Raw genomic sequence first — 21,069 nt, forward strand, 5'->3', positions numbered from 1 at the left:
CCGCCGAGGCTCACCCCCGGTCGATTTCCCCGAAAGCCGTGACCGCGGCGACGGTGTTTGATGGAATGCAGGGGCATCCCGTGATGCCTCCCCGACCCGGATGGGCCGGGGACCGACGGCAAGGAGCGACCATGTCCGACATCCCCATTCTTCTCATCATCGTCCTGGTCGTGGTGGTGATCCTCGTGATCGTCCTGGCCGTCGTGCTCGGCCTGCTCGGCGCCCGGAAGCGGCGCGAGGCCCAGCAGGCGGCGGACCGCCAACGCGCCGCCGAGCTGCGCGACGAGGCGCGAACCCAGGAGAAGGCCGTCCAAGATCGTGATCTCGCCGCCCGCGAGACCGAGCTCGAGGCCGATCGCGCCCGCCTGGAGGCCGAGCGCAAGGCCAAGGAGGCCGAGCAGGAGCAGATCGCGGCGGAGCGCCGCCGCGCCGAGGCCGAGGAGCAGCGCGCCGCCGTGGAGAAGGACCGCTCCTCGGTGCAGGAGCGGCTCGCCGAGGCCGACCGGCTCGACCCCGACACTCCCGATCCCGAGCAGCGGAGCACCTCGGACGCGGGCGCCGGGGCAGGTGTCGTTGGCGGAGCCGCGGCGGCGACGCACGAGTCGCGGTCCGAGGACCGCGCGGGCCGAGAGGCCGCGCACCGCGGTGATCAGCACGCCGAGGAGCACCCCTCGGGAGGCCACCGCAGCGAACCGCGCGAGGAGGTTCCTGCCCGCGGCGAGGACCTCGGACGCGCGGACGACCTCGGACGCGGCGACGCCGGCACCGACGGCGTGACCGGGGACCGTCCCGTCGATCGCCGGGACGACGGCCCGTGGGTCGGCTCCTCGGCCGACAACCCCGACGTCGTTCGCGACACGCAAGGCGATCTGCACGCCCAGGACCGAGTCCGCGGCGAGCAGCGCACCGACTCCCCCGAGGAGCACGCCGGGAGCCACGGCGGCCCCGAGCACCACGATGCCGGGACGCCCGCCGCGGCGGACACATCGGCCGTCGGCGAGGAGGGGCAGACGGACCGCCCCGCCCCCCGGCACCGCGGCATGCCCCCCGAGGAGCAGGACGGCGGGACCCCGGTGTTCGACCGCCTCGAGTCGACCGAGGGGCAGGACATGCGGCCGGCACACGAGGGCACGCGTCCCTCGCCCTACGGCGACGGCCAGTACGGTGCCGACCCCGCGGAGGTCCGCCAGGCGGAGGAGGGCTACGCGGACCGCGACCACACGCACCGCGACCGCGCGTCGGCCGACCCCGAGTTCCGCGCCCCCGAGGGCCCGGACGGGACCGAGGACGGCAGAGTCCCGCCGGAGGACGGCGAGCAGCCCCGTCGCTGACCGCGGCGGAGCGACCTGACGACGAGGGGCGCCGGGGGCAGGGACGACCTGCCGTCGGCGCCTCTCGTCGCGTGCGCGCCCGTGCCACACTGACCGGCATGCCCGCCGACCCTGCTCCCCGCGCGTACTCCCCCGGGCCGCGCACCCGTATGGACGACCTCACCGTCGAGCGCGTGCTGCGCGTGGTCGAGGCGATCCCCGTCGGGCGCGTGGTCGCCTACGGCGAGGTGGGCGCGATCGTCGGCGCGGGGCCGCGGCTCGTGGGCCGGATCATGGGCACCTGGGGCTCCTCCGTGCCATGGTGGAGGGTGACGAACAGCTACGGCGACCACCCGCTGCTGGCCCGGGCGCTCCCCCACTGGGAGCGGGAGGGCATCGAGCTGAAGCCCAACGGGCTGGGGTGCCGGATGAGCCGCTACGGCGCGGATCTCGAGCAGCTGCGCGCCGACGCCGCGCCCGCGCTCGCGGAACTCGAAACCGAGGCCGAGGCTGCGACTGAGTCGATCTCGACCCCGCCCGTTCACTCCACGGGCAGGTCGTCCAGGAAGTAGTAGGCGGGGATCCGCGCCGCGTAGTCGCGTCCGTCCAGCTCACGCCAGGTGACGATCTCGGTGGACCCCTCGCGCTCCTGGGCGTGGGAAGTAGCCAGGAACATCAGCCCGATCACGCTCGCGAGGCCCTGCTCGGCCGGCCGCTCCCGCAGCACCTCGCCGATCGACGCCTGGCCCGCGCGGCCGCGGACGTCGTTGACATGGGAGGTGAGGCCGACGAGGTCGATGTCGTTGGTGCGGACCAGGTCGGCGAGCACCTCGACGCTGAGCGAGGTCGCATCGTGCACCTCTGCCTCGGCGGGCGCGCCTGGATCGGTGGGGTCCTTGAGCCGGTGCTGGGCGACGGAGGACAGCCGCACCCGCGAGAGGTCGAGCTCGAGGCCGAAGGGCGCCCGCGTGGACACCTCGTCCTTCTGCGCGAGGGCCACGCCCTGCGCCTCCTGGAGCGCCTCGAGCAACACGCGGTGCTGTCGGAAATCCTGGGAGCGCACGAAGCGGGCCAGCGAGCGGTAGAGCTCGGTCTTGACGTCGAGCACCTCCTGCGCCGGCTCGTAGAGGTCGCTGAAGACGTTCGCGAGCCTCTCCCGCTCGGCCCGGCCGAGGGAGCGGGCGAAGTCACGCTCGAGGAGCCGGTCGACGAGGTCCTGGGTGGTGCGGGTCTGCACCGGGTCGTTGAGCATCCGGAAGAACGCGGTGAAGGTGCGGCCCACGGTGGACTGCCCCAGCAGGTCGTCGCCCGCGAGGAGCTGCTCGAGGATCTCGCCGCGCGAGGACTCCGGGGAGAGGATCTGCTCGCGCAGGTGCAGGTCGACGGCGCGCAGGTCCTCGCGGTACTGGAGGAAGTCCCCCGAGAGCTCGGCCGCGATCTGCAGGATGTCCCGCAGGCGGTCGACGGAGGCCTCGGGGCTGGGCAGCATCAGCTCGCCCTCGGCGAGGTCGCGGATCTCCCGCTCGATGCTCTCGCGGCGGCGCTGCAGGTCGGCCAGGCGCACATCCCGGTCGGTCTCGGTCTCCTCGGCGAGCCGCTCGAACTGCTGCACGACGAGCTGGAGGCGCGACTCGGTGGTGGTGGGCCGATGCTCCTCGAGGGACGCGATGAACTGGATCGCGTCGATCGTGGCCGGGGACGGCTCGAAGGTGGTCTCGGTGCGCTGCGGGTCGTCGCGACGGGTCAGGTAGCCCTCGCGGACCCAGCCGTCGACGTACTCGGCGGCGCTGCGCCCGGCGCGGCCCTCCCCGAGGTCGGAGTCCTCCTCGATCCCGGCGCCGTCGGCCCGGTGCTCGTCCTCGTCGTGGAGCAGCGCGAGATGCGCGCCGACGCGGGCGATGAGCTCGCTGCGCGGCAGGCGCCGGTCGCCCGCGGGGAAGGTGGCCTGCAGGATCGCGAGGACGGCGGGTGCCTTGGTCGCGGCGAGCAAGCGCCAGGTGCTGGCCCGACGCAGCTGCTCGTAGGCCTCCTTGCGCGCGGACACGGCGTCGCTGCGGCGGTCGGTCCACCGGTTCGGCTCGGTCGTGGTCACGAGGAGCGAGTCTAGCCAGGCGCGGCGGCGCGTCGTGGCACGGCGCCGCGGCGACGTGCTGCGCGGCCTGGTGGTGACGCCACTGGCTCGGGGTCAGGCCCGCCCCATGGCCAGATCCCCGCCCGATCGCCACGCCCCGCCCCGAAGCCACACCGAGTGCTGCCTTAGGACCGTCACCGTAGCCCCGAGGCGGTCCAGATGCAGCACTCGGCGACGCAAGACCGGAGCAGCGGGGGCGAGGCGGTCCAGATGCAGCACTCGGCGACGCGGGACAGGGCGGCGCGGGACCGGGACCGTCGGCCAGGTCCGGTGCACGCCGCCCCGTCCCCCGATACACTCATCCGTGAACGTTCACGCCTCGCGCCTGCCAGGAGACTCACCGATGAGCACACCCCTCCCGACCTCTGACCGCACCGACCGCTGGTGGGAGGAGCTGCCGGCCGGACGCAACCGCCTGGCCGGACGCGCCCACCTGAGCACCGACGCGCCCGCGCTCTCCCTCGACGGCACCTGGGACTTCCGCTACGGCCAGCGGGCCGACGGCGCGGGCCTCGGCGAGTCCGCCCCGATCGAGGTGCCGGGACTGTGGCAGCTGCAGGGCTACGGCGCCCCGCAGTACACCAACGTCATCTACCCCATCCCGCGGGACGTGCCGCACGTGCCGGACGAGAACCCGACCGGCCACTACTCGCGCACGCTCCCCGTCCCCGCCGAGTGGGCGGAGCAGCTCGCCGCCGGTGCCCGGATCCTGCTGCGCTTCCAGGGCGTGGACTCCGCGGCCAAGGTCTGGATCGACGGCGCGGAGATCGGCGTGACCGCCGGCTCCCGCCTCACCCAGGAGTTCGACGTCACGGACGCGCTCGCCGCGCCTGCCCCCGAGGGCGGCCACCGCCTCGACGTGCGGGTCGTGCAGTGGTCGGTCAACACCTATGTCGAGGACCAGGACATGTGGTGGGCCTCGGGGATCTTCCGCAGCGTCGACCTGCTGCTGCGCCCCGCCGGCGGGATCCACGACCTCGTCACCCACGCGGACTTCGACCCCGCGACCGGGGAGGGCCTCCTCACCGCGTCCGCCTACGGGGCCGACGGCGAGCTGGTCCCTGCGACGATCCGGGTGCCCGCGCTCGGCCTCGAGGCCGCGGCCGACGGCACGGCGATCGCCGTCGGTGCCGTCGACCCGTGGAGCGCCGAGACGCCGACGCTCTACGACGCGACCGTCACCACCGCCGATGGCGCGGAGACCGTCACCCTCCGCCTCGGCTTCCGCCGCGTCGAGATCGACGGCGACATCTTCCGGGTCAACGGCGAGCGGATCGTCTTCCGCGGAGTGAACCGCCACGAGGCGGACCCGGTCGTCGGCCGCACCCAGCACCTCGCGAACCAGGACCTCGACGTGCAGCTCATGAAGCAGCACAACCTCAACGCCGTGCGCACCTCCCACTACCCGCCGCACCAGCGTTTCCTCGACGTGTGCGATGAGCTGGGCCTGTACGTGATCTGCGAGGGCGACTTCGAGACCCACGGCTTCCACGCCGACTCGACGTGGGGGGAGGACGGCTCGGGCGCCGCGGAGGGTCCCGCCCGTAATCCGCTGTTCCGGGAGTCGCTCGAGGAGCGCAGCCGCCGCTTCGTGCGCCGCGACCGCAACCACGCCTCGATCGTCCTGTGGTCGATCGGCAACGAGGCGGCCTCCGGCCCGGTCACCGAGGCGATGGTCGCCGCGGTGCGGGAGACCGATCCGACCCGCCCGGTGATCTACGAGCAGGACTACGCCGCCGAGTACGTCGACGTCTTCTCGCTCATGTACTCGACTGTCGACGAGACCGAGCAGATCGGTCGCCGCGCGCTGAGCGAGGAGTACCAGCAGAAGCTCACCGACATGCTGCGGGGCTTCGCGCTCGACGTCCCGGACGGCCACTTCGCCGACCCGCCCGCGCTCACGAAGCCCTTCCTGTGGATCGAGTTCGCGCACGCCATGGGCAACGGCGCGGGCTCGCTGAAGGAGTACATGGAGCTCACTGAGCGCTACCCGGCGCTGCACGGCGGCTTCATCTGGGAGTGGATCGACCACGGCCTCGTCACCACCGACGCCGACGGGAACGAGATCTACGGCTACGGCGGCGACTTCGGCGAGCGCCTTCACGACGGCAACTTCGTGGCCGACGGCCTCGTGCTCCCCGACCGCACCCCCTCGCCCGCGCTGCTCGACGCGAAGCACCACTACTCCCCCGTCGGCCTCTCGGTCGCGCCGGACCGGGTGCGGATCCGCAACCGCTACGCCTTCCGCGACCTCGCCCACCTGCGGGCCGAGGTCTCCCGCGACGGCCAGCGCAGTTGGACCCCGCTCGAGCTTCCCGCGATCTCCCCGGGCGAGGAGGCGGAGGTGGCCCTGCCCGGCGAGGCGTCGGCCGCCGTCGTGGTGCGCGTCCTGCAGCGGGAGCCGGAGGGCCCGCTGCCCGCCGGACATCTCATCGTCGCCGCGGACCACGTGGACGCCGAGCGGCTCGCCGCTGAGTCCGCCCCGGCCCCCGCACCGGCCGTCGCCCCCGTGCCGGCGGCGGACGGCTCGTGGTCGCTGGGCCCCGCCCGCTTCGACGACCTGGGGCGCCTCGTCGCCCTCGGGGACCTCGCGGTCGAGCACTCCTACGCGGACCTCTACCGGGCCCCGGTCGACAACGAGCGTGCCCGCACCCGCTACCCGCTCGAGGCGCGCTGGAAGCGGATCGGGCTGGACGTGGCGCGTCGGAGGCTGGTCGACATCGCCGCCGACGGCGAGGAGCTGGTGATCCGCACCCGTCTCGGCCTCGACGGCAGCGCGATCGGCGCCGACGTCCTCGAGCGCTGGCGCGGGGATGCCGACGCCGTCGAGGTCACGGTGACGATCACCCCCTCGTCGACCTGGCGCGAGGACCTGCCGATGCCGCGGATCGGCTGGACTCTCGCGCTCTCCGGCGCGCCGGGCGAGGTCGAGTACGACGGCTACGGCCCGCACGAGTCCTATCCGGACACCGGCGGCGGCACCACCTACGGCACGCACCGCTCGAGCGTCGCGGACCTGCAGGTGCCGTACGTCTTCCCGCAGGAGAACGGCAACCGGGCGGGCGTGGTCCGGGCCGTGCTCGACGCTCCGGCCGGCGGTCTCGAGCTGCGCGCCCCGCAGGGCCTGGGACTCGCGGTCCGCCCGTGGTCCACCGCCGAGCTCGACGCGACGGACCACGACGGCGCGCTGCGCGCCGACGGCCGCACCTGGGTGACGCTGTCGGCGGCGCTGCAGGGCGTCGGCTCCGCGGCGTGCGGCCCGATCCCGCTGCCGCAGTACGTGCTCTCGCCGCGGGAGGAGACCTTCTCCTTCCGCCTCGCCCCCCGCCGCGGCTGAGGCCCGCTTCCTCGGGACCGATAGCCTGGGGGCCGACGCCGGTCACTCCCGATCGGCGCGGTCTCGAGGGAGCAGCATGTCGCAGGGGTACGGAGCAGGGGACGGACAGCAGCAGTGGGGCGCTCCGCCGCCCCCGCCGCAGGGATCGGGACAGCCGCAGGAGCAGGCCCAGCAAGCCCAGCAGGCGCCGGCCTGGGGGCAGCCGGCACCCGCCCCGCAGGCGAGCCCGGCTCCAGTCTGGGGGCAGCCCTCCGCACCGGCGGCGAGCCCGGCTCCCGCCTGGGGCCAGGCCTCGCCCCCGCCCGCGCCGCAGCAGTCGGCCGCGCCGATGGGCGGCTACCCGGGCTCCGCGCCCGCTCCCGGAAGCTATCCGGGGACGGCTCCCGCCCCGACCGCCGGCGCGACCGCGGGTCTGCGCAAGTGGCTGAACATCACCGTGATCGCGCTGATCGTGCTGCGCACGCTGGTCGGCATCGGCGTGTTCATCATCGGTCTGGTCGTCGGGGTCTCCTACGGCGCGGGCATGGGCGCCGACGGCACCATGGCGGTCGCGGGCATCGCGTCGCTGCTGCTGCTCCTCCTGCTGGGCGTGATCGTCCTGGTCACTCTCGCCACCCTGGTGCTCTCGATCACGCTGGGCGTGAAGTCCTCCGGCTCGGCGCGGATCGGCGCCTTCGTGATCGCGGGGACCCTGGTGCTCTCCTGGTTCGCCTACCTGATCCTGGTGTTCGCGCAGAACGCCCTGGCCAGCTCCGGCGCCGGGTCCGTGGTCGTCCTGATCCTGCAGCTGCTGCACTGGCTCCTGGTCGTCGTCGCGCTCGTGGTGGGCCTGATGATGATCCGCCGCGCGGCCGCGCAGACCGCCTGAGAACCCACCCCCGCGGTGCCGACGGCACCGCAGCCCCCGACGGGAGCATCCTCAGCCGCCGAGCAGGAGGGTGCTCCCGTCGCTCGTCACAAGGGCCCGGCCGCCGCCCACGGGCCGCACGTCGGTGATCTCCGCGGCGGTGCGCAGGGAGAGCAGCTCCTGGCCGCTCGCGGCGTCGAGCACGCGCAGGCGCTGCAGGGGGCGCGGGTCGAGGGCCCGCTCGCGGGGCAGTCGCTCGAGGACGACGACGCTCCCAGCGCCGAGGCCGCCGCGCAGGGTGCGCGGATCCCCCGGGAGCGGGGCGGTCCAGGTGTTCTCCCCGGTCGCGAGGTCGTGGGCGACGAGCTGCGAGGCGTCGTTGGCGAGCACCATGCGGGAGCCGTCGAGGCCGATCCGGGCGACGGGGGTGAGGAACTCTCCCGCCGCCTCGCCGCCGGGGGCGGTCCAGGCGGCCCGCTCCCCGGAGGCGACGATCTCGCCGGCCACCTCGGTGCCCGCCTCGGTGCCGGTCGCGAGCACCCGGCCATCCTCGAGCCGCACTTCCCAGTCGCCCGCCGGGGAGGGGTCCGAGGTCCACAGCACGGAGCCATGGCGGAAGGCGGTGACCGTGAGCGCTCCGTCCTCCGCGGAGCAGGCGGTCAGCACGACCGGCGCGTCCTCCTCCAGCGAGGCGGGGGCGGGCGCCGGGGCGGTCGCGGCGATCCGGCAGTCCTGGTCCGGGGTGGCGAGCACCTGGCCGACGGGGAAGCCGGTCGCGGGGTCGAGCTGGACCCAGCCCTGCACCGGATCGGCGTGCAGCGGCACGTCGCCGAGCACACCCGTGGCGGTCACGGCGTCGAGGAGCCCGGCGGGGGCGTCCGGCCGGGCGGGCACGCTGACGCCGACGGGGTCCGGGCCGCGCGACGCCTCACCGCCCGCCCCGTTTGCAGCGTCCGCCGCGCCACCGGTCACGGTCCACAGCGGCTCGGCGGGGGCCTCGAGGTCGACGCCGCTGATCCGGCAGACGCCCTCCGCACAGGCCCGCACCACGAGCACGTCCCCCGCGAGCGCGAGCGGTTCGCCGGCGACCTCGGACCAGCGCTGCAGGCGGCCGTCGGAGGCGGGGTCGATCTCCGTCACCCGGGTGACCCCCGCGCTGACCTGCACCAGGCGGGTCCCGTCGGCGGAGAGCGCGAGCACGTCCCCCGGGGCCCTCTCGAGCTGAACCGCGCCCGCACCGGGGGTGAGCAGCTGCGCGGAGCCGTCGGCCCGGCGCACCAGCACCGGGGAGCCGGCGACGGGGACCGAGGCGACCGCGTCCCCCTCCGCGAGCGGCGCGATCCGCGTGCTCGCCCGCTCCGCGAGGTCGTCGGGGCGGGCGGCGCGCACGGCCGGGAGGATCAGCGCCGCGGCGAGCACCAGCGCGAGGCCGAGGGACAGCACCCGACGGGCCCGGGGCCCGGGGCGGGTGCCCGGCAGGGCGAGGATCGCGGCGCCGAGCGCGCCGCCCGCGAGGACTCCCGCGAGCAGGCGCAGCCAGCCCAGCAGCAGGTGCCCGGCGAGGAGCGCGGCCACCCCGGCGAGCGCCGCGAGCACGACCGCCACGCCGAGCGCCAGGACCGGGTCGAGGCCGTCACCACGCCTCGTCCCCGCCCGGTCATCCCTCGCGGCGTCCCCGCTCACCGCCGGGTCACCGCGGCGAGCCGTAGTAGGCGGCGGTGCGCTCCTCGCGCAGCGCGTCGAAGTCGCCGGTGCCGAGCGCGGCCCGGATCTCGTCGACCAGGCGCACCACGAAGCGCTCGTTGTGGATCGTGCACAGGGTCGAGGAGAGCATCTCCTTGGCCCGGAACAGGTGGTGGACGTAGGCCGCGGTGTAGTGGGTGCAGGTGTAGCAGTCGCACGTCTCGTCGATCGGGGAGAACTGCCGCCGGTAGCGGGCGCCGGTGAGGTTCACGCGGCCGGTGCGGGTGTAGACGGCGCTGTTGCGGGCCACGCGCGAGGGTGAGACGCAGTCGAAGGTGTCCGCGCCCGCGGCGATCGCGGTGAACAGGTCGTCCACCTCACTGATGCCGAGCAGGTGGCGGGGCCGGTCCTCGGGCAGCTCGTCGGTCACCCAGCCCACGATCGTGCCGAGGTTCTCCTTCTCGAGCGCCCCGCCGATCCCGAAGCCGTCGAAGGACCAGCCCTCCACGTCCATCGCCCCGAGATCCCGGGCGGCCTGCCGGCGGAGGTCCTCGTACTGGGCGCCCTGGATGACGCCCCACAGCTGCTGATAGGGGCGGTGGGTGCGCTCGGCCGTGAGCCGGGCGTGCTCTGCCAGGCAGCGCAGCGCCCACAGCCGGGTGCGCTCGAGCGCCCGCTCCTGGTAGCCACGGGAGTTCATCAGGGTGGTGAGCTCGTCGAAGGCGAACATGATGTCCGCGCCGAGGCCGTGCTGGATCTGCATCGAGACCTCGGGGGTGAAGCGGTGCTCGTCGCCGTTGATGAAGGAGCGGAAGGTGACCCCGTCGTCGTCGACGTGGGCGAGGCGCTCCTTCCCCTCGGCGACCGCGTCGTCCTCGCCGGAGGCGGTACGGGCCTTCTCCCCGCCGGAGAACTCGGAGGAGAGCACCTTGCGGAAGCCGGCGCCGAGGCTCATCACCTGGAAGCCGCCGGAGTCGGTGTAGGTGGGGCCGGGCCAGTTCATGAAGGCGCCGAGCCCGCCCGCCTCGTCGACCAGGTCATGGCCGGGCTGGAGGTAGAGGTGGTAGGCATTGGCGAGCAGCGCCTGGGCGCCGAGGTCCGCCATCGACTCGGGCAGCACCGCCTTGACCGTGGCCTTGGTGCCGACCGGGACGAAGGCGGGGGTCGCGATCTCCCCGTGCGGGGTGGTGATCACCCCGGCGCGGGCCTTCTCGCCGTGGCGGGCGGTGACCGCGAAGCCGGTGCTCTCCTGTCCGGGATGCGCGGACGGCTCCGGAAGGGGACCGGAGGGGGCGGCGGGGCGAGCGGTGGGCTCAGGGCTGCTGTCGGCGGAGGTCACCGGCACATGCTCCCACGACCGAGAGCAGCGGGCGGCGCTGTGGGAGGATGCGGGCGGAGCATCCGGTGGGGGCCGGCACGGGGAGCTCCTGCCTCCTCCGCACCGGTCGCGACCGCAGGAGCACCCATGTCCGAGACCCCCTCCCCCGTCCCGTCTCCGGGCGGGCGTCTGCGCCTCTGGGCGATCATCACCGCGATCGCCGCGCTGCTCCACGCTCCGCTGCTCCTGCTCCTCCAGGTCCCCGCGCTCTGGGTGTCCGAGGCGGCGGGCGGACTCGTCGTCGCGCTGATCATCGTCGTCGGCACCGTCGCCGGGGTGATCGTCGCCCTCGGAGTCGCGCAGATGCTGCGGCACGGGCGCTTCGACCCGGACCGGGTGGCGATGCTGCCGCTCGTCACGCTCGGCCTCCTCGTCGGGCGCGAGCTGGTCGCGCTGCTTTCGGCGCTCGCCCAGATCATGCTCGCCCTGGGCACCTCCCCGCGGGGCGACGTCGCCGTCCTCGGGTGGCTGAACCTCGCCACCAGCGCGGTCACCGGCCTGATCACCCTCGTCCTCGCCGGGGTGTGCCTGCTCATCGCGGCGACCGCGTCCCGTCCGGCCTCGCGGAGCGCCCGCCTTCCGCTGCGGGTCCCCGCCCTCGTGGGTGCCCTGCTCGTGGTGGTCGTGCTCTCGGCCCTGATCCAACTGACCCTGGAGTTCGCGATCGATGCCCTGTCGGGGGCGGGCCTGGACACCTTCGCCGCGGTGCAGGCGGTGCTCGCGGTGTGGTCCCTGGTCGCCGGGCTCGTGGGCCTCGGGGCCGTGCTGCTGGCCGGACGTGCCGAGGCCCTGCTGCGCTGGACGGCCATCGTCATGATCGCGCTGTTCCCCCTGATCGGGGCCCTGCAGACGCTCTTCCAGCGCTTCCTGCTGGCACCCTCGAGCGGGCCGTGGTCGGCGGTGCCGTCGGACCTCGCGCTGTTCGTGAACCGCATCGTCGCGCTGCTCCAGCCCGTCGGCCTCGGGATCTGCGCCGTGCTGCTGGTGGTCGGCCTCGTACTCGAGCTGGGGCGCCGGGGTCGTGCGCGGCGCTGAGCACCCGATGGTCCCGGGCCCTGACGCGCCGTAGGATCACGGGGTCCGCTCGACCCGATCCCAGGAGTCCCTCCGATGTCGACGCCCTCGGCCCCTCGCCCCGTGGGAGGAGGCGATCGCGATCACCTCGCCCGCTGATCCCCCGGCGCCGCGCCGGGGTGGTCGTCGGGCGCGCGCGCTGAGCGAGGAGGAGACCGCCCGCCAGGAGGCCCTCGCCCGCGCCGTCGCCGAGGAGCAGGAGGCCGCGCGCCGCGCCGCGGCACCGGCAGACTCGCTCGAGGACTGGACCCAGGACGGCGAGCCGGTGTCGGCCCCCGTCGACCCCGCCCCCGAACCCGCCCCCGCGGGCGAGGCACCTCCCGCGGGACCGATCGCGGATCCCACGCCCTGGCTCGCCGCGCCGCTGCCCTCGCAGACCTCGACCCTCGACGACTGGCTCCAGGGACCGCTCGAGTCCTACGCCGAGCGTGAGGCGGAGGACGCCTGGTCCACCGCGGGCTCCGTGGCGGGCACGTGGCGGCCGCAGCGGGAGCAGGCGGCCCCCGCCCCCGACGACGACGCCGCGGGGACGGTCCCCTCCGACCCGTCGGCCGCCACCGTCCCCGCGGGCCCCCAGCGGCGGGACCGCCCCGCCTTCCGCGCCGAGCTACACGGCCTGCGCGCCGTGGCGCTCGGCCTGGTGGCCGTCTACCACATCTGGCTCGGCCGGGTCTCGGGCGGTGTGGACGTCTTCCTCTTCCTCTCCGCCTTCTTCCTCACCGGCACCTTCGTGCGGCGCCTCGAGAGCGGACGCCCCCTCGCGATCCCCCGCTACTGGCTCCACACCTTCAAGCGGCTGCTGCCGCCCGCGGCGGTGACGATCCTGCTCGCCCTCGCGGCGACGGCCGCCTTCCTGCCCGCCTCGCTGTGGCCGACGGTGATGCAGCAGGCCGTCGCCTCCGCGGTCTACCTACAGAACGCGCTGCTGGTGCTGCTGCAGGTCGACTACCAGGCGCGCGATGCGGGAGCCGCCTCCCCTCTGCAGCACTTCTGGTCCCTCAGCGTGCAGGGGCAGGCCTTCGTCGTGTGGCCGCTGCTGTTCGCCCTCGTCGTCCGCCGGGCCCGGCGGGGCCGGCCGATCCGTCGACCGCTGCTCGCGATCATGGCCCTGATCGGGGCGGCGTCCCTCACCTGGTCGGTGCTCTCGACCCAGTCGCAGCAGCAGGTCGCCTACTTCGACACCGCGGCCCGGCTGTGGGAGTTCGCGGCCGGCTCGATGCTGGCCCTGGCCCTGCCCGCCCTGGACCGCTGGACCGGGGCGCGGCGCCCCGAGGAGGAGCGGGCCCCGCGACTCGGAGCCCTGCGCGCCCTGACCGGCTGGGCGGGCATCGCCCTGCTGCTCGCCACGGGCATCGTGCTGGACGTGTCCTCGCAGTTCCCGGGCTGGATCGCGATGGTGCCGCTCGCGGCGGCGGGCGCCGTGGTGGTCACGGGCCACTCGGGGCGGCGCTGGGGCGTGGACGCGCTGCTGTCGACCCGGCCCGCTGCCTTCGTGGGCGACATCTCCTACGCCCTCTACCTCGTGCACTGGCCGATCCTGGTGGTGTGGCTGCACCACAGCGGCCAGGAGCGGGCGGGCCTGCTCGACGGCGCCGCGGTCCTCGCGGGCTCGGTGGTGCTCGCCTGGATCCTGACCCGGGCGATCGACGCCCCCGTGCGCCGCTCCCGCTGGCTCGAGGCGAGGCCCTGGCGCGCGCTGACCGCGATCGCGCTGAGCCTCGCCCTCGTGCTCGGCGCGAGCGGCGGCTGGTGGACCTGGCTGAACCGCCAGCCCGAGCCGGTCCCCGCGGCCCAGGGACAGGAGCTGCCCACGGACGAGGTCGCGACCGAGGCCCCCGCCGTGCTGCGCCCCGCCGGCTGGCAGCTGGGCGGGCAGTGGCCCTCCCTGCCCGAGTCCTGCAGCGGCGCATGGGCGCCGTCGGTCGTCTTCCGCAATGTCCACTGCGAGCAGCTGCTGCCCGCCGGCTCCGAGCCCGCCGAAACCATCGTGGTGGTGGGCAGCTCCCACTCCCGCCAGTACATCCCCGCGCTGATCCCGCTCGCCGAGGAGCGGGACGCCCAGATCGTGAACCTGTCGATGGACGGCTGCCTTTTCCTCGCCGGGGCGGACCGGGACGCCTACTGCGCGGGCTACGACGAGTGGGTGCTGTCCTACCTGGACTCCGTCGACGTGGACACGGTGCTCGCCACCATGACGCTCACCTCCGCGGACTCCGGCGAGGAGGTGCTGCCCACCGGCGCGGACACCGCCGTGCAGGCCCTGCTCGACCGCGGCCTCGACGTGATCGTCACCCGGGACACGCCCCGCTGGTCCGCCGACCAGTTCCAGTGCGCGGAGTCCGTGGTCGACGACGGCGGCACCCCGTCGGACGCCGACGCCGCCTGCGGCGCGGAAGCCTCCGCGAAGTTCGCCGCCGAGAACCCCGCCGCCCCGCTCGCGGCGCTCACCGGACCGGACGCGCGTGTGACCCTGCTGGACCTCAGCGACCAGATCTGTCCCGACGGACGATGCTCGCCCGTGCTCGGCGACGTCTACGTCTACATGGACGACGACCACCTCACCCGGCTGTTCGTCGAGGAGACGCTCGCCCCCGCCGCCACCGAGAGGCTCACCGCAGCCGGGTTCTGAGCCGTCGCCGGGCCGCTACGATCGGACGGTTCCGGGCCGAGAGGCGGCCCCGAGGAGAAAGGGGTGCCCGGCGTGGACGCTTTCGCCGTGGCCGTGACGGTCCTGGCCGCCCTCGCGGTGCTCGTGCTGCCGGGTCTGCCGGGCGTGCTCGCCCTGCGCCTGCGGCCCCTCACCGCCGCGGCGCTCCTCGCCCCGCTCTCGCTGTTCCTGATCACCCTCGCCGCGGAGCTCGGACGGATCCTCTCCGTGCCGTGGACCCCGCTGTCGGCCCTCGTGCTGGGCCTGGTCCTGGGGGCGGTGCTGTGGCTCCTCGGTCGCCGTCGCCCGGTCCTCGCGCCGGCCGACGCGGAGCCCGCGGAGACCTCCGGACGGCTGCTGCCCGGCCTCGCCGTCGGCGGCGGACTCGCGCTCGGGATCACCGTGCTGCTCGCGCGCTCGCTGCGCATGATGGGCTCGATCGACGCGCTCAGCCAGACCTACGACAACGTCTTCCACCTCAACGCCGTCCGCCACATCCTGCGGATGCACGATGCCTCCGCCTTCACTGTGGGCGGGATGACGGCCCTGCCCGGGCAGGAGTCCTACTACCCGGCGCTGTGGCATCAGGCGACGAGCCTCGTGGTCCAGCTCTCCGGGCAGGAGATCATCCTCGCCTCGAACGTGCTGATGCTCCTGGTGGGCTGCGTGCTGTGGCCGCTGGGACTGGTGGCGCTGGTGCGCGCCTGCACGCCCGTGGGGCCGACGGGGCTGTTCGCCGCCGGCGCCCTCGCGGGCGTCACCGCCGCCTTCCCCCTCTCCCTCATGTCGTGGGGGATCCTGCTGCCGTACCTGCTCTCGATCGGCATGATGCCCCTGGTGGTGCTCGGCGTGGCCCAGCTCGCCGGGCTCACCCCCGCCGGACCGGAGCGGCTGCGCCCGCTCCCGCTCGCCGTGGTGCTGGTCGCCGGCTGCGGGGCCGCGGCCGCCGCGCACGGCCAGGGGGTCTTCGTGGGCCTCGCCCTCGGCGTGCCGATCCTGCTCGCCGGAGCCGTCGCCGCGACCGTAAGGGCGCGGCGCGGGGAGTCGCGCTGGCGCGTGCCCGTGGTGCTCGCGCTGCTCGGCGGGGCCACCGCGGTGCTCGGCGTGGTCGGCTCCGTCCGGGTGCGGCCCCCGCAGAGCTCGGCCGTCTGGACGCCCAACGCGTCCCTCGTCGAGGCGATCGGGCAGGTCGGCTCGCTCTCCCCGAACGCGACACCGACCTTCGTGCCGCTCGGCATCGTCGTCGCCGGATGCCTCCTCGCGGTCGCTCTGAGCGCCCGCACCCGCTGGATGCTCGCCCCCTACGCCGTCGCCGCGCTGTTCGGGATCGCGACCCGCGCGACCCCGGAGGGGGACCTCCGCTACCTGCTCACGGGCGTCTGGTACAGCGACAACTATCGGGCCAGCGCGATCCTCCCGGTGATCGCGGTGCCGGTGCTGGCCGTGGGGCTCGACGTGATCGTGCGCGTCGTCGCCGCGCGCGTCCCGGCCCTGCGCGACCTGGGCTACCCGCGCCGACCGCTGATCGGCGCCGTCGCCGTCGTCGCGAGCGTCGCCATGGTGCTGACCTTCTCGCTGGTCTCCCGCGCCGCCGCAGTGAACATGTGGTACCTGAAGCAGGACTGGCACGGCGACCAGCTCCTCACCGAGGATGAGCTGACCCTGCTGCGCCGCCTCCCCGAGCTGGTGCCCGAGGACGCCGTGATCGCCACCAACGCCTGGAACGGATCCTCCCTCGCCTACGCGGTCTCGGACCGGCAGGTGCTGAACACCTTCATGGGCTTCCAGGCCGAGCCCGAGGTGCACCTGCTGAACGCCGAGCTCGACGAGGCACAGCGGAACCCCGAGGTGTGCGACGCGGTCGAGGAGCTCGACGTCGAGTACGCCCTGGACTTCGGCCCGCAGGAGCTGCTGGGCCGCTCCGCGACCTACACCGGTCTCAACGAGATCTCCGAGACGGGCGCCGCGGAGGTCATCGCCCAGGAGGGCGACGCGAAGCTCCTGCGCATCCTCCCGTGCCGCATGTCCGATGGTTCAATGACCGGATGAGCCCCTTCACGGCCGCCGCGCCCTCCCCCCGTGCCCGCTCTGTCGCCCTGGACCTCGGGGCGTTCGTCACCGCCTCCCCGTCGAGCTTCCACGCCGCCCGCGAGGCAGCCCGCCGGCTCGAGGCCGCGGGCTTCACGGAGCTTCACGAGACCCGCCGCTGGGAGCACGAGGACGTCGCCGGGGACCGCTACGTGCTCCGCGACGGGTCCCTCATCGCCTGGTCCGCGCCAGAGGGCACCGACGCCGCGACGCCGCTGCGGATCGTCGGCTCCCACACCGACTCCCCCGCCCTCAAGCTCAAGCCGAACCCGCGCCTTGTCGGCGAGGGACTCGCCCAGGTGGGCGTCGAGATCTACGGCGGCCCGCTGCTCAACTCGTGGCTCGACCGCGAGCTGCGTCTCGCCGGCCGCCTCGCGCTCGCCGACGGCCGCACCGTGCTGGTGGAGACCCCGGGGCTGCTGCGCGTCCCCCAGCTCGCGGTGCACCTGGACCGCGGCGTGACCAAGGACGGGCTGATCCTCGATCCGCAGCGGCACATGCAGCCGCTGCTCGGCGTCGCCCCGGCCGACGTGCTCGAGGTCCTCGCCGAGCGCGCCGGCGTCGACGCGGGCGACATCGTGGGCTTCGACGTGGTCACCGCCGACTCCCAGGCGCCGGCGCTCTTCGGAGCATCCGAGGAGTTCCTCGCCTCCGGCCGGCTGGACAACCTCAGCTCGGTGCACGCCGAGGTGGAGGCGCTGATCGCGGTCGCCGCCGGGGACCGCGCGGAGACCGCCGTGGGCCCCGCGCCGCTCGCGCTGCTGGTCGCCAACGACCACGAGGAGGTGGGCTCCGCAACCCGCTCGGGCGCGGCCGGGCCCTTCCTCGAGGACGTGCTGGTGCGGGTCCACGCCGCGCTCGGCGGGGACGAGGCGAGCCGCCGCCAGGTCCTCGCCTCCTCGCTCGTGCTCTCGGCGGATGCGGGGCACGCCGCGCACCCCAACTACCCCGAGCGGCACGACCCCGTCACCCGGCCCCGCCTCGGCGGGGGACCGATGCTGAAGATCAACGCCAACCAGCGCTACGCGACGGACGCCGTCGGCATCGCCGCCTTCGTCGCGGCGTGCGAGCGGGCGGGCGTGCCCCATCAGAGCTTCGTCTCGAACAACGCCATGCCCTGCGGCTCGACCATCGGCCCGATCACCGCGACGCGCCTGGGGATGACCACGATCGACGTGGGCATCACCCTGCTGTCGATGCACTCGGCCCGCGAGATGTGCGCGACCGCGGATCCGCTGCTGCTGCAGCAGGCCTGCGCCTCCTTCCTCCGCGGCTGAACGGACCTGCACTCCCGCGATGTCCTCCCCCTCCCGCGCCCCCGCCCCCGCCGAAGCGGCCGGCGTCGGTGCTCGCCCCGCCTCGCACGCGGGCCGCTTCCGGCCCGAGCTGCACGGGCTCCGCGGCGTCGCGATCGGCCTCGTGGTCCTCTACCACGTGTGGTTCGACCGGGTCTCCGGCGGCGTGGACGTCTTCCTCTTCCTCTCCTCCTTCCTGCTGGTGGGCACGTTCATGCGCCGGGTCGGGGCGGGGCGGCCGACGGCCCCGCTCGCCTACTGGGCGCGGACCTTCAAGCGGCTGCTGCCGCCCACGACGGTGGTGGCGCTCGCGACCCTCGCCGGGGTGTACCTGCTGCTGCCCGCGGAGCGCTGGATGACCGCGATCACCGACGCGATCGGCTCGGTGCTGCACGTGCAGAACTGGGTGCTGATCCGGCGCGGCGTGGACTACTACGCGGCGGAGGAGGTCGGCGCCTCACCCTTCCAGCACTTCTGGTCGCTGTCCATCCAGGGGCAGGTGTTCCTGTTGTGGCCGCTGCTGATCGGCGCGGCGGTGCTCGTGGCTCGCTGGCGGCGCTGGTCCGTGCGCTCCGTCCTCGCCGTGGTCTTCACCCTCGTGCTGGTCGCCTCCTTCGCCTGGTCGGTGGTCTCGACCGCCACCCAGCAGGAGATCGCCTACTTCGACACCGCCGCGCGGCTGTGGGAGTTCGCGGCCGGCTCGCTGCTGGGGCTCGCGCTGCCTGCCCTCGAGGAGCATCGCGAGCGCTCCCGCGGCCGACGGGCCCGGCCCCGCGTCTCCCCCGTGCGCGTCGCGGCCGGGTGGGCGGGGATCCTGGGGCTGCTCTCCTGCGGCCTGCTCGTGGACGTGCAGGGCGCGTTTCCCGGCTGGATCGCGGCGTGGCCCCTCACCGCGGCGGCGCTCGTGCTGTGGGCGGGAGCGACGGGGAGCCGACTGGGCGTGGACCGGCTGCTCTCGAGCCGTCCGGCGGCGCGCCTGGGCGATGTCTCCTACGGCCTCTACCTCGTGCACTGGCCGCTGCTCACCCTGTACCTGGCCCATGCGGGAAAGGCCCGCGCGGGAGTGCTCGACGGGCTGGTTCTGATCCTCGCCTCGCTCGTGCTCGCCTGGCTGCTCACCCGACTCGTCGACACCCCTATCCGGCGCTGGCCCTGGGCGGGGGCCCGGGCCTGGCGCGGCGGTCTGGTGGTCGCGAGCTGCCTCGTCCTCGCGCTCGCCCCGATGCTCGGCGTGCGCGAGCACCTGCTCGGCGAGCAGCGCGAGGCGGAGGCCCGTGCGGTCGCCGACAACCCCGGCGCCCGCGTGCTGGACCCGGGCTTCACCGTCCATCCCGACGCGGACCCCGATGCCGCGCCGCTGCCGTCGGCGGCCACGGTCCCCGGCGACTGGGTGGTGAGCGGCACGCTCTGCTCCGGCGACCTGGAGCCCCGGCCCGACGTGGAGCCGAAGCGGACCTCGTGCGGCATCGTCGAGGGCGACCCGGAGGGGAAGGTCGTGGTCAGCGTCGGCAACTCCCGCATCGAGCAGTTCACCGGAGCCCTCATCCCGCTCGCCCGGGAGCACGGCTGGACCCTGATCACGCTGTGGAAGGGCGGATGCGTCTACGCCCCCGACGCGGAGGTCTCCCCCGACTGCGATGCGTGGAGCGCCCAGGCCCGCGAGTACATCGAGCGGGTCTCGCCCGACGCCGTCCTCCTCCACTCCACGTTCCTCAGTCCGGAGCTCGAGGAGACGGTCACGCCCGGGATGGAGACCACGCTGCCCGACCTCACCGCCGCCGGCATCGAGGTGATCGCGCTGCGGGATCAGCCGCGCCTCGCGGTCGAGCCGGTGCCCTGCACCGAGGAGAAGGGTGCCGCAGACCCCTCGTGCGCCTCCCCGCTGCCGGAGCCGCTCTCCCGCGAGCGGCCCGACGCGACGCTGCTCGCGGAGCAACCGGACGGAGTCGCCCCGCTCGACGTCAACGATCTGATCTGCCCGGAGGGCGTCTGTTCGCCGGTGATCGGCAATGTGCGGGTCTCGCTGGACCGCGATCACCTCACCGGCACCTACGCCGCCTCGATGCAGGACGCCGTCGACGAGCGGCTGCGGGAGGCCGGCTTCCGCTGGTGAGGGCTCAGGCCCCGCCGCCCGCCGCTCGTGCCCGCTCCTCGATCTCGGCCTGCAGCGCCCGCGCCGAGGCCGCCGCCGGATGCTCGGGGCCGTGGGTGCGCAGGGCGTCCTTGCGCAGCTCCTCGACCTGGTACCACGCGTCCTGCAGGTGGCCGAGGTCGGCCGTGGCCCGGGCGAGCTCCTCGCGCACGGCGAGGGTCTCCTCGGTGGTGGCGTCGTCGGCCCTGAGCAGCTCGAGAAGGCGGCGGGTGGCCTCGTGGAGGCGCTCCTGGGGCGTGCTCATCGGGTCTCCTCGGCGGTCGGGAACTGGAAGGCGATTCCCGATCCTACGGGGCGGCGACCGCACAGCCTGTGTCGGGCAGAATGAGCAGGTGCCGTCGCCCCGCTCCCGGAGGATCCCATGACCGTCGCCCCGCTCCCCGTCCTGGTGCCGGACGCCGCCGGGGCTGCCGACGACCTGCTCGCCGCGCTGCGGTCCCGGGGCCTCCCCACCGACCACTCCCCCTTCGTGGAGCTGCGCGCCCAGCGGGACGGCGACCTGCGCGCGGCCCTCGCCGCCCTCGCGGCCGGGGAGGTCGACCGCCTCGTGGTCACGAGCCCCCGTGCCGCCGAGGTGCTCGCCGAGGGCGGGGACCTGCTCGTCCCCGCGGGCACCGCCGTGGCCGTCACCGAGGCCACGACCGCCGCCGTGCTCGCCGCGACCGGGGTGCCGCATGCCCGGGTGCTCGAGCGGGAGGAGACCGACCCGGGCTTTACCGCGGCCCTCGCCCCCGCCGCCGGGGAGCGTCTCCTGCTCGTGGGATCCACCGCGACCCCGCCCGCCCTGCGCCCCGCCCTCGAGGAGGCCGCGGCGCATGTCACCCTCGTGCTCGCCGTGCGGGTGCGCACCGTCGGCCTCGACCCCCAGCTGGTGCGGGACCTGCGGCGCCCCGCGTATGGCGCGCTCGTACTGCGCAGCACCCTGCTCGCAGATCTCGCCGGTCACCTGGGCATCCATCGCGACATCCGGGTCGTCGCGGCCGACGACGCGGTGGCCGCGACGGCCGAGGCCCGCGGCCTCGTGGTCCACGCCGTCGCGGGCTCGACCGGGGCCGAGGAGCTCGCCACGGCGGTGCTCTCCGCGCTCGGCACGCGGATCGTGCACGACTGAGCGCGGCGGAGGGAGA

The 21,069-nt window shown here is 74.7% G+C and carries 14 protein-coding genes; 10 read left to right on the forward strand and 4 right to left on the reverse strand.

The genetic code is table 11. The features are described from left to right. The first annotated feature begins 131 nt into the window (after positions 1-131). On the forward strand, positions 132-1,331 hold the full coding sequence (locus ACZCAH_RS11275) for a hypothetical protein (RefSeq protein WP_464341163.1): 1,200 nt from the start codon (positions 132-134) through the stop codon (positions 1,329-1,331). A 98-nt stretch (positions 1,332-1,429) separates the two neighbouring features. Then, positions 1,430-1,882, forward strand: coding sequence for an MGMT family protein (locus ACZCAH_RS11280; RefSeq protein WP_464341164.1), 453 nt, complete (start codon positions 1,430-1,432; stop codon positions 1,880-1,882). On the opposite strand, the gene ACZCAH_RS11285 is transcribed toward ACZCAH_RS11280, so the two are convergent. Beyond that, entirely contained in the window at positions 1,852-3,402 is a 1,551-nt protein-coding gene (locus ACZCAH_RS11285; RefSeq protein WP_464341165.1) for a DUF3375 domain-containing protein, read from the reverse strand. The genes ACZCAH_RS11280 and ACZCAH_RS11285 overlap by 31 nt on opposite strands. A gap of 382 nt (positions 3,403-3,784) precedes the next feature. Here ACZCAH_RS11285 and ACZCAH_RS11290 point away from each other — a divergent pair, with 382 nt between their 5' ends. After that, positions 3,785-6,778: a glycoside hydrolase family 2 TIM barrel-domain containing protein gene (locus tag ACZCAH_RS11290; protein WP_464341166.1), complete on the forward strand. Its 2,994-nt coding sequence runs from the start codon at positions 3,785-3,787 to the stop codon at positions 6,776-6,778. A 76-nt stretch (positions 6,779-6,854) separates the two neighbouring features. Then, the gene (locus ACZCAH_RS11295; protein ID WP_464341167.1) at positions 6,855-7,646 is read left to right on the forward strand and encodes a hypothetical protein; all 792 of its coding nucleotides are present in this window, start codon (positions 6,855-6,857) and stop codon (positions 7,644-7,646) included. A 51-nt stretch (positions 7,647-7,697) separates the two neighbouring features. Here the strand turns inward: ACZCAH_RS11295 and ACZCAH_RS11300 are convergent, their stop codons facing one another. Next, the gene (locus ACZCAH_RS11300; protein WP_464341168.1) at positions 7,698-9,308 is read right to left on the reverse strand and encodes a PQQ-binding-like beta-propeller repeat protein; all 1,611 of its coding nucleotides are present in this window, start codon (positions 9,306-9,308) and stop codon (positions 7,698-7,700) included. Between the two features lie 7 nt (positions 9,309-9,315). Further along, positions 9,316-10,653, reverse strand: a complete 1,338-nt coding sequence (tgt, locus tag ACZCAH_RS11305; protein WP_464341169.1) for a tRNA guanosine(34) transglycosylase Tgt — start codon at positions 10,651-10,653, stop codon at positions 9,316-9,318. A 120-nt stretch (positions 10,654-10,773) separates the two neighbouring features. Here tgt and ACZCAH_RS11310 point away from each other — a divergent pair, with 120 nt between their 5' ends. From ACZCAH_RS11310 to ACZCAH_RS11330, 5 genes are all read left to right on the forward strand, one after another. Further along, positions 10,774-11,721 (forward strand): hypothetical protein, encoded by a 948-nt coding sequence (locus tag ACZCAH_RS11310; protein ID WP_464341170.1) that lies wholly within the window; start codon positions 10,774-10,776, stop codon positions 11,719-11,721. A 304-nt stretch (positions 11,722-12,025) separates the two neighbouring features. Continuing rightward, positions 12,026-14,389, forward strand: coding sequence for an acyltransferase family protein (locus ACZCAH_RS11315; protein WP_464341171.1), 2,364 nt, complete (start codon positions 12,026-12,028; stop codon positions 14,387-14,389). 72 nt (positions 14,390-14,461) lie between these two features. Further along, positions 14,462-16,456, forward strand: coding sequence for a DUF6541 family protein (locus ACZCAH_RS11320; protein WP_464341172.1), 1,995 nt, complete (start codon positions 14,462-14,464; stop codon positions 16,454-16,456). Beyond that, positions 16,453-17,772: a M18 family aminopeptidase gene (locus ACZCAH_RS11325; protein WP_464341173.1), complete on the forward strand. Its 1,320-nt coding sequence runs from the start codon at positions 16,453-16,455 to the stop codon at positions 17,770-17,772. Before ACZCAH_RS11320 ends, ACZCAH_RS11325 begins: the two co-directional genes overlap by 4 nt. A gap of 19 nt (positions 17,773-17,791) precedes the next feature. Beyond that, entirely contained in the window at positions 17,792-19,903 is a 2,112-nt protein-coding gene (locus ACZCAH_RS11330; protein ID WP_464341174.1) for an acyltransferase family protein, read from the forward strand. A 4-nt stretch (positions 19,904-19,907) separates the two neighbouring features. On the opposite strand, the gene ACZCAH_RS11335 is transcribed toward ACZCAH_RS11330, so the two are convergent. Further along, the gene (locus ACZCAH_RS11335; protein WP_464341175.1) at positions 19,908-20,186 is read right to left on the reverse strand and encodes a hypothetical protein; all 279 of its coding nucleotides are present in this window, start codon (positions 20,184-20,186) and stop codon (positions 19,908-19,910) included. A gap of 117 nt (positions 20,187-20,303) precedes the next feature. On the opposite strand from ACZCAH_RS11335, the gene ACZCAH_RS11340 reads away from it, so the two are divergent. Beyond that, the gene (locus ACZCAH_RS11340; protein WP_464341176.1) at positions 20,304-21,053 is read left to right on the forward strand and encodes a uroporphyrinogen-III synthase; all 750 of its coding nucleotides are present in this window, start codon (positions 20,304-20,306) and stop codon (positions 21,051-21,053) included. Positions 21,054-21,069: the final 16 nt, after the last annotated feature.

The sequence above is a fragment of the Brachybacterium sp. B718/18 genome, from assembly GCF_055454375.1.